We start from the raw sequence: 8678 nt of genomic DNA on the forward strand, positions 1-8678 counted from the left end.
GTCTCACCTGCGCGACCGGTCAGGAAGCGGGTCCGGTGATCGAAGTACCGCTCGCGCAGATGCGGCGGCTGCTCGCGGGTGTCGAGCGCGATCTGGCCGACTTTCTCGCGCTGGCGGACGACTGGGCCTCCCGGTACGTCTTCGACCACGCGGCCGGAGTGACCGCGTCCCTCGGCCGCCTCCTCGACCTCCCCGTTCACCGTCCGTCCCCCGGCCTCCCCGTACCCGGCCGTCCGGCCCCTCGCCCTTCCCTCGCCGCAGTGCCTGGACGAGGCGCCTCTGGTGTCTTCCTGACCTCCTGAGAGCTGTCCCGCAATCCTCCGGTTTCGCCGGACGGCTGAACCGGGGTTCCGGGCCCGCGTCCCTCAGCCGCGTGCCGTCGCGTCGGGCTGCCCTTCTCCGGCCGCACCGGCGGCGGAGGGCCGCGTCCTCGGCGGGATGCGGATGCCGCTCACGGCGAGGCGCGAGCGCACCCGGGCGAGGAGGGCGGCCGGGTCGGGCCGGGCCTGCAGCGCGCCCAGGACCAGCAGCCACCACTGGTTCAGCCGGGCCCCCAGCTCCGGCTCGCCCGCCACCTCGTCCGTCAGGGTGTAGAGCCCGAAGAAGGAACACACGAGGGTGGTGGCCGTGCCCGAGGGATCGATTCCTCCGGCGAGTTCACCTCTCGCCCGCGCCTCGGCGAGCAGCCGCGTCACGGCAGCGGTCCAGCCGGCGAACGGAGCGGGCACGGCCGCGTCGATGCTGCGGCGCTCGTTCCACAGGCGGGCGCCTGCGCGGGCTATGACGTCCTCCCGCAGGGTGTGGGCGACATCGAAACTGAGGGCGACCAGCTTCTCCAGCGGGGGGATGCCCGGAGCGGTGTACCGGGCGTTCAGCTGTGGCCAGCTGGCGAACTGCGCGCGGACGACCGCGAGTGCCAGCTTCTCCTTGCTGGAGTAGTGGAAGTAGATCGCTCCGCTGGTACGCCCCGAACGGTCACCGACCTCATTGATGCTGGTGCCCGCATATCCCTGTTCGACAAAGAGGTGTGCTGCCGATTCAAGGAGAACTTTCCGGGTTGCTAGCGCTCTGTCTTGCACGGATGTTCTACTTTCGTTCGAGTGTTCGATGGTGTGGGGCGCAGAACTGTGCCCGGGGGCCGGTGCCGGAGGATTCGACGCGCGGAAGATTTTATTATTCTTCGACTGTGCCCGCGTGTGGGCGGCATTGATGAATTCGTAAACCGGTTCGCAGTCGGGTCGCCGGGCGAACCCTCGTGCGTCACGCCGCCCCTGTGCGTGGCATGTGTGCAACTGAGCTGCTTCTGAACGCAGTTGGTGGCCAGATCGCTGAACTCTCCGTGGTCCCGCGCGACGCGCTTCCGGGGGGTCGCCCCGTCTTCGATCGGCTCCCAAACACTCGAAGTAGTGATTGCGGGACGCGCGACCCCGAAATTAACGTAGCGCCTACGATGTTTTGGGCTCACCCCGGAAAGGGCGGAAATCCGTCCGCCGCGGCGCGCCCGGGAGACAGCATCCTTTGTCTCCGCGTGTGTTCACCGAGATCGCTTCGTCATCGCGATCTCAGCAGTCGAGTGCGCCTTTCCCGCTGCCCTGTGTCACTGCACCCGCCGACCGGGCGGGGCCGGCGCGCTCTTCGAGAACGGCAGAGAAATGACAGCTCATCGCATTTTCTCCTGGTCTCCGTCGGCGATCGTCTTCGATTGCGACGGAACCCTGATGGACACCGAAAGCCACTGGCAGGACGCGCGTCAGCGGGTCTTCACCGAGTTCGGCCTCCGCCCCCCGGCTGGATTCGCCGAACGCGCCAAAGGCGTTCACTACACCGAGTGCGGCGCGCTCATGGCCGAGGAGTGCGGAAAACCGGACTTCGTCGACGACATGACGGACAGTCTGCTGCGACATTTCACGGCGCTGGTCGCCGACGACCCGGTGACCATGCCGGGTGCGACGGCGCTCGTACGCCTTGCCGCCCGGCACCTGCCACTGGCGGTGGCGAGCAACTGCCCCCTGGACATGGTGGAGTCGAGCCTCGAACGGGCCGGGCTGCTCGGCCACTTCGACCATGTGGTCGTCGCTGGCGACGGTGTACGGCCCAAACCGCATCCGGATGTCTACACGGTCGCCGCCGGGCTCTGCGGGGTGCCCCCGCAGGAGGCTCTCGCCGTGGAGGATTCCGTCACCGGCATCGTCTCCGCCCGGAAGGCGGGCCTCCGTGTGCTGGGCACCGGGCCGTTCCCCGACGGGCCGGGTGCGGAGCACGCCGACTCCTGGGTCGCGAACCTCGCTGATCCGGACCTGGTGGCCTGGGCGCAGACGCGCATCGCCGGGGAGGACTGACAGACCTCCCGGGCGACCCGGCCACCCGGACCACCATGCGGGTGCCGCCCCGGCGGAACAGGGCGGCACCCGTGTCGTCGCACCTCCGAGCTCGAAGACCGGGCTAAGACTCAAGCCGGACTTTGGTGTACGTCCTGGTCAACGGCTTGAGCGTGGGGATTCCAGCGGGGCGGTGCTGGGTGCGGGACGGGTTCGCCCGGCCTGTTCCGCAGAGGAAGGACCACGTCGTGTGTGGTGACCGCGGCGGGATGAGCTAAGGGCACGGGCAGGTGAGCGGCAGGATGCGCTCCGACACCTGACCGGTGATGAGCGTGTCGGTGACATCGGAGTCGGCCAGCCACTTCGTCGCCACCAGCCGCTCCACCAACGCCGGCAGTTCTTCCGGTTCCACCGGGCACCAGGCGGTGAGGGCATCCGGATCGACGCCCTGCCCGTCTGCGCCCAGACGGCCGTCGAAGCTCGTCCGGGCGGCCAGTGCCAGGGCCAGCATCCGGGCGGCGGGGGAGGCCTTCGACTTGCGGAGCTTCTTGTCCGAGACCACTCGCTGCGCCCATCCGCTGAGTTTGGGGCGCATCTTCCGGCCGAACGAGAGAGGGCCCGTGCCGTCGTTCCCCGGCACCAGGGACGGGACGGTGATGGGGACGGGGCTCTCCGGCCGGGCATCGAGGACATCGCCCGCGGTGCCGGGAAGGGACAACCAGCCGCTCCCCGCCAGCTCGGTCAGCAGACCCTCCGGGTCCGTCAGGTTCAAGCCGTTGACGTCCTGTCCCACGAGGTTGCCGGTTCCGGTGTGCGCGGTGCGCAGGGTCAGCATCACCGTCAGGAGCCTTGCCTCCGCGCCGGGCAGAGGGGCGTGCTCGGCCAGGTGATCGAGGACGGAGCGCGCGTTGGTCCACTGCATCGGTCCGATCAGGAACCGCTCCACCGCCGGCCCCTCGCCGTCCGGGCCGGCGCCGGTGCGCTGCTGGTGCTGGAGGCGGGCGGCGGTGGCCGCGTGCGCGGCACGCTGGGCCTCCAGCCGCAGGGTGACGTCCCCGGTGACGTCGGACCAGGTCATGAACGCCTGCGCCTTGCGCGTGTGGAGGTCCGCGAGCAGCGCCAGGTCGGGCTCGGTGCGCTTCTGGTAGGCGCGGAACAGATGCCCGAGTTCGACGAGTTCGTCGCGGAGGACGACGGGACGCAGGTCGTGCGGGACGATCCGTTGCGCGATCTTCTCGTACCCCTGGCGGCGGCGCACCTGCGTGGAGCGGGGCTTCGGCACCCGCCGGGTCCCGGGTGCGGACGTGGGCGCGGACGTCGAACCGTCGGAGAACACTGCGGCGACCGGGGGGCGGTCACCCACCGGCTGCGGGGCTGCGGCCGCCGGAACGAAGACGGCCGCAGCAGTGGCGACGATCTTGGTACCGGGTGTGGCGGCGGCACAGCGGGAGCAGCACTCCATGGCCTGCCACCAGCGGCCCTCCCGGTCGAAGAGCACGGCCAGCACCACCGCGCCGCCGCACCGCCAGGACTGCGGATGCTCGTACCGGCTCGCAGGGGGGCGGATGTGCGCGCCGCAGTTCTCGGACTTGCAAGCGCAGTAGGCGTGGGCCCGGGGTTCGGCGGCTGCCTTGAGGTGAGCCTTCAGATGTGCGATCGCCGCCGCCCGTCCCGCTGCCGTCGACGGCAGGCGCTGCTCGGCGCAGGACGGCCGGCTGCACGTGACGCGCACCGTCGTACTGCCGCAGCCGGTCGCGTCCAGACGCACCATCCACTTGCGTCCCACCACGCGCTCGTCCAGTCCTCCGGCCGCCTTCGTCATGCTGCTTTTCCTTCCCCACCGTTCCAACTGCCCGTGGCCGGCCCTGTCACGACGGACCTGGCTCGGCAACGAACCCACCGTACGCGGCAGTACGGCCCCCGGACCCCGGAACTCCGTTCGGCTCACCCGGTAGTCGGTGTGGAAGCCGGTGCCGTCCTTCGTGGACCGGCGATCCAGGCCGGCGCGCGCACGATGTTCGTTCATTTTTTCGAATGTGCGCCTTCTTTCGATCTCCTTGACGAGTGTCGCCACTTCACTGGGCCGGCCCCTCCCGCACGCGGAGCGGACTCGTGCATTCCGGCCAAGGAGATCGTTTTACTGCCATTCGCCGCCAATCCGTCCGTGCGGCCTCCGGGTCCGGGCTACACAGGAGGTCCGGGGCGGGTCCGCCGTCCCGGACGCGGTCGTGTTCGGTGGGAGGTCCGGCGGTTGCTGACGATCAATGTGGCCGTGCTGCTCGCGGTCATCGTCCTGCTGAGGCTGCGGCGGCGTACGGAGTCCCGGAGCCGGAGGGACGAGAGGTTCACCGTGGTCGTCGTGCTCGCGCTGGGGGTACTGATCGCCCCGACCCCGGTGGGCCGGGGAATTCTGAATCTCCTGGGTGAACTCGTCGACGGCGTCGGGGAGGCCGCCCGATGAGCCCTCGCGCACGGAAGAGCCGGGCGACGACCGGACGCCCGCCGATGCGGCGACCCGTCCGCAAGCCGCGTCCGTGTCGATCGGACCCGCGTCGATCAGATCCCCGGCGGCGGGGAAAGCGGAGGCCGGTCGGGGGGCGCCGACGTTCGAGGGACCGGCTGACCGGATTCCTCGTGGTCGCGGTCGCCTCCGTCGCGCTGACGGTGGTCGTCGTGAACTGGCTGCTGGCGCACCGCTGGGTGCTGGTCGTCATCGGTGGGCTCGCGGTGTCCGCGGGTGGCGGCCTGCTCCACCGCAAGCGGCAGCGGGCGCGGTGGGACGCGGTCCGCCGGCAGGGACTGCGGTACGCGCTTCCTCACCTGGACGCCCTGCACCACTCCCGGTTCGAGGAGGCGGTACGGGACCTGATGCACCGAGACGGCTGCCGGGAGGCGATCCGGGTGGGCGGCAGCGGAGACCTGGGCGCCGACGTGAAGGCCACCGACCCCTACGGGCGGCGCTGGGTGATCCAGTGCAAGCACCGGAGCGGCGGTCTCGCCGGCTCCGCGGTGGGCACGCCCGATCTGCAGGTGCTCAACGGCACCGCCCGCCAGGTGCACGGCGCCGACGTCGCGGTGATCGTCACCAACGGCCGGGTGACCGCACGGGCCGTGGCCTTCGCGGGGCAACAGCGGCTGCACGTGGTCGACCGCCACACCCTCGCCGTGTGGGCATCCGGATCCCGGCCGCTGTGGGAGCTCCTGCGGGCCGTCCCCCCGCCCCGCCGCAAGCCGGGCCCGCTCTCCTGAGGCGGCCTCGTCCGCCTCACCCGGTGACGCGCAGATGCGGTCCCAGGGACGTTACGGTGCCGGCCGCCGAGGCGAAGAGCAGGGCGACACCCACGGCTCCGGGATCGGGTATGCCCGACGCGCGCTCGCCGACGTAGCTGGCGCGGCCCATCCGCGCCCGGAGCGCCGCCGTGTCCCGCACGCCCTGCCAGGCGGCGTCGGCGGCGAGCGCGAGCGCGGTGTCCGGCGGGGTGCCGTCCGGTGCCGTCCGCAGCGCTTCGGCGGCCGGTGCCAGCGCGTCAACCAGCGTCTTGTCCCCGGGCTTCGCGTCACCCACCCGGCGTATCGCGGCGAGGCCGTTCTCCGTGCCCTCGGCGAGACCGGTCGTGGTGAGGACAGGTCCCCGGGCCGCGACCGCCGCGCCGAGCGCCTGGAACAGCAGGCCGAACAGGGGCCCGCTGGTGCCTCCGATCTCGTCCAGGAAAGCACTGGCCGCGCTGCCCAGGGGTGCCGAGGGATCGTCCTGCGCGGCGGCGTCCGCGCTCTCGCTCCGCAACCGCTGTGTGGCCCGCACCCCGGCGCTGAGGTTCACCCCGAAGTCGCCGTCGCCGACCTGCTGGTCGAGCGTGGTCAGCTCGGTCTCGGTGGCATGGGCCGAAGCCGCGAACCGGTCCATCCAGCCGTTCGTGAACGTGCTGTCGAAAGCTGTCGCCATGGCGTTCTCCTTCAGTTCCACGCGTCCGGTCACCGGTGACCCGTCACGACTCACCAGCGCAGTGCCGCGGTCCGCACCGGTGCGTCGTAGTAGCCCAGCGTCCGGGAATCGGCCACCAGCAGGGTGAGGGAGAACCCTCGCATGTCCAGGGCCGTGACGTAGTCGCCGACGAGATGGCGGGCGAGACGGACGCCCCGGTCGTCCAGCACCTGGCCCAGTTCGCCGAAGATGCCGTACAGCTCAAGGGGAGTGACCGCACCGAGTCCGTTGACGAGCGCCACGACGGGTTCCTCCGGACCCGGGCGGACCGCTGCCAGCAGGGCGTCCGTCATCTCGCGCACCAGCGCGGACACGGGGCCCTCCTTCCTGATCCGGTCGGCGCGCTCACCGTGGATGCCGACGCCGTAGTCCAGTTCCCCGGCCGCCAGTTCGAACGCGGGGCGGCCGGTGGTGGGTGCGGTGTGCGCGGCGGACGCGACGGACAGCGTCCGGCAGCGAGCGGCCAGCGCCGTCCCGAGGCCGGCCAGTTCGTCGAGGCCGAGGCCCGTGTCGGCGGCCCCGCCGAGGATCTTCTCCAGCAGAACCGTGCCGCCCGTGCCCCGGCGCCCGGCGGCGATGTCCTCGGAGTCGGACGCGAGGTCGTCGTCGACGAGGACGCGTGCGCAGGGGATGGACCGGTGGGCGAGGCGCTCGGCGGCGATGCCGAAGTTGATCCGGTCACCGGTGTAGTTCTTCACGATGTGCAGGACGCCCTCGGCCCGGGCCACCGCGAGCGACGCCTGGTACACCTGCCGGTTGTGCGGCGAGGCGAACACCCGCCCCGGACAGGCGGCGTCCAGCATTCCCGCTCCCACGAAGCCGGCATGCATCGGCTCGTGCCCGGACCCGCCGCCGGAGAGCAGTCCCACCCGGCGGGACGGTGCGGTGTGGCGAGCGGCGAGGTAGCCGTTCTCCACGTCGTGGACGACGAGATCGGCGTGGGCGCGGGCGAAGCCGGCCAGCGCGTTCGGCACCAAGTCGTCAGTGCTGTTCTCGAAGTACGCGGCCATATGCGGCGCCCTTTCGTCCCGGGGCCGTGCGCGGCCGGGTGAGACGACCCTCCAGACAGGTCACTTCATGCTAAGGGAGGGGCCGGATGTGGCAACTCGCGGAGAGAAACTCAGCCCATTACGTGACGGCGCACAGCAGCACACTCCATCCCTCCTGAGCGCCGTGCGCCGGGTCACGTCCCGGCGGACAGCCCGATCGACTCGGCGGCGTGCTTGTCCAGCGCCGCGCGCACCAGCGCCGCGGCGAGCACCTCCGGTCCGGTGTCGCGGGATCCGGCGTGGGCGAGACGCAGCAGGGAGCCGGCGGAGACGGGCAGGCCCAGGCGCTCCGCGCCCTGCAACGCCTTGGCGTCCACGAACGGGCCGGTCTCCGGCCAGACTGCCTGCACTTCGCGTACGAAGATGTCCGCACCGGCCGGTCCGAGGCCCGGCAGGCGCCTCAGTCCCGCGCGCAGCGCATCCGTGTCACCGTCGGCCTCCCGGCGGAGCCGCCGCAGGTCACCGGCCCACTCGTCGAGGAGCACGAGCGCACCGTCGCCGAGTTGCGTCGCCGTCCGCTCGTCGTACCGCCGGTAGCCGCCCTCGCCCAGCGCGTCGACGCGCTGCTGCCAGGTGGCGTCCGCCATCCGACGGGGGGTGCGCATGCCGTCGGCGAAGAGCGCCTTCGCGGCCGCCACCGCGACGGATGCCCGGATCCGTGCGCTGAGCAGCAGGCTCAGGACCAGGAGCTGGTAGAGGGGCTGAGGCGTGTCCCGCAGGCGGATGCCGGCTTCCTCGGCATACGTCCGCCCGTAGGTGCCGAGGAGGAGGTCCAGGGTCTTCAGGTCGCCCATGTAGCCACCGTCCTCCTCCCCGCCCGGACGCGCACACGCGGGCGGGGAAGGCGTTCCGGTAGCCGGGGACGGCCCGCGCGGTGCGACGGGACGCCCCCGCGAGCGCTCAGCCCCGCTGCTGCTGCACGTACTCGGCGCGCAGGGCGTCGAGTACGTGCGCGGCGTCGGCGAGCTTCGCCTCGCGACAGCGTGCCGCCGCGGCCGTCAGCCGGGTGATCGCCTCTTTGCGCCGGTCGAGGCCGTTCCCCCCGATCAGAGCCGCGATGCGGACCGCCTCCGCGCGTGGTACCTCGCCGTCCTCCCCGCCCAGGTCGTAGGCGGCTACGGCGGCCTCGGCCGGAGACCGGGTGCCTCGGGGAAGCACTCGGCCTCCGCCAGGACCCTCGCGCGGCGGTAGTGCACCGCACCGTCCTCGTACCAGGGGGCGAAGGAATCGGAGGCGTCCTGGCCGACGGGCCGGACCTGCTCGGCCCGACTCAGGTGCTCCAGCGCGGTGTCCGGACCGTCGGTTCCCCGGGCCCGTACACGGAAGCCC

At 71.7% G+C, this 8678-nt stretch carries 10 protein-coding genes and 1 pseudogene; 4 read left to right on the forward strand and 7 right to left on the reverse strand.

The features are described 5' to 3' along the window. A pseudogene (locus ACFWEP_RS26845) lies at positions 1–302 on the forward strand (hypothetical protein); the annotation flags it as partial. Positions 303–365: 63 nt separating this feature from the next. Here the strand turns inward: ACFWEP_RS26845 and ACFWEP_RS26850 are convergent. Continuing rightward, positions 366–1079: a ScbR family autoregulator-binding transcription factor gene (locus tag ACFWEP_RS26850; RefSeq protein ID WP_387373660.1), complete on the reverse strand. Its 714-nt coding sequence runs from the start codon at positions 1077–1079 to the stop codon at positions 366–368. Positions 1080–1652: 573 nt separating this feature from the next. Between ACFWEP_RS26850 and ACFWEP_RS26855 the strand changes: the two genes are divergently transcribed. Next, positions 1653–2339: an HAD family hydrolase gene (locus tag ACFWEP_RS26855; protein WP_387373662.1), complete on the forward strand. Its 687-nt coding sequence runs from the start codon at positions 1653–1655 to the stop codon at positions 2337–2339. 253 nt (positions 2340–2592) lie between these two features. Here the strand turns inward: ACFWEP_RS26855 and ACFWEP_RS26860 are convergent, their stop codons facing one another. Then, complete coding sequence (locus ACFWEP_RS26860) at positions 2593–4140, reverse strand: hypothetical protein (protein ID WP_387373664.1); 1548 nt, start codon at positions 4138–4140, stop codon at positions 2593–2595. 429 nt (positions 4141–4569) lie between these two features. Here ACFWEP_RS26860 and ACFWEP_RS26865 point away from each other — a divergent pair, with 429 nt between their 5' ends. Both ACFWEP_RS26865 and ACFWEP_RS26870 read left to right on the forward strand, forming a co-directional pair. Then, entirely contained in the window at positions 4570–4779 is a 210-nt protein-coding gene (locus ACFWEP_RS26865) for a hypothetical protein (protein WP_387373666.1), read from the forward strand. 173 nt (positions 4780–4952) lie between these two features. Then, positions 4953–5567 (forward strand): restriction endonuclease, encoded by a 615-nt coding sequence (locus ACFWEP_RS26870; RefSeq protein ID WP_387373668.1) that lies wholly within the window; start codon positions 4953–4955, stop codon positions 5565–5567. A 16-nt stretch (positions 5568–5583) separates the two neighbouring features. Here the strand turns inward: ACFWEP_RS26870 and dhaL are convergent, their stop codons facing one another. From dhaL to ACFWEP_RS26895, 5 genes are all read right to left on the reverse strand, one after another. Further along, positions 5584–6261 (reverse strand): dihydroxyacetone kinase subunit DhaL, encoded by a 678-nt coding sequence (gene dhaL / locus ACFWEP_RS26875; RefSeq protein WP_387373670.1) that lies wholly within the window; start codon positions 6259–6261, stop codon positions 5584–5586. A 50-nt stretch (positions 6262–6311) separates the two neighbouring features. Next, positions 6312–7310: a dihydroxyacetone kinase subunit DhaK gene (locus ACFWEP_RS26880; RefSeq protein WP_387373672.1), complete on the reverse strand. Its 999-nt coding sequence runs from the start codon at positions 7308–7310 to the stop codon at positions 6312–6314. Positions 7311–7483: 173 nt separating this feature from the next. Continuing rightward, entirely contained in the window at positions 7484–8143 is a 660-nt protein-coding gene (locus tag ACFWEP_RS26885; RefSeq protein ID WP_387373674.1) for an endonuclease, read from the reverse strand. 106 nt (positions 8144–8249) lie between these two features. Beyond that, a complete protein-coding gene (locus ACFWEP_RS26890; protein ID WP_387373676.1) occupies positions 8250–8507 on the reverse strand; it encodes a hypothetical protein in 258 nt (85 codons plus the stop codon). Then, a partial coding sequence (locus ACFWEP_RS26895; protein WP_387373677.1) for a hypothetical protein occupies positions 8465–8678 on the reverse strand: 214 nt, incomplete at its 5' end. The genes ACFWEP_RS26890 and ACFWEP_RS26895, both read right to left, overlap by 43 nt.

Source organism: Streptomyces sp. NPDC060198, assembly GCF_042728415.1.
Lineage (GTDB): Bacteria > Actinomycetota > Actinomycetes > Streptomycetales > Streptomycetaceae > Streptomyces.

Excerpts from the sequence above, each read along its gene's own strand:
- ACFWEP_RS26855 (WP_387373662.1), top strand. The coding sequence starts at position 1,653 with ATGACAGCTCATCGCATTTTCTCCTGGTCTCCGTCGGCGATCGTCTTC.
- ACFWEP_RS26860 (WP_387373664.1), bottom strand. The coding sequence starts at position 4,140 with ATGACGAAGGCGGCCGGAGGACTGGACGAGCGCGTGGTGGGACGCAAG.
- dhaL (WP_387373670.1), bottom strand. The coding sequence starts at position 6,261 with ATGGCGACAGCTTTCGACAGCACGTTCACGAACGGCTGGATGGACCGG.
- ACFWEP_RS26880 (WP_387373672.1), bottom strand. The coding sequence starts at position 7,310 with ATGGCCGCGTACTTCGAGAACAGCACTGACGACTTGGTGCCGAACGCG.
- ACFWEP_RS26885 (WP_387373674.1), bottom strand. The coding sequence starts at position 8,143 with ATGGGCGACCTGAAGACCCTGGACCTCCTCCTCGGCACCTACGGGCGG.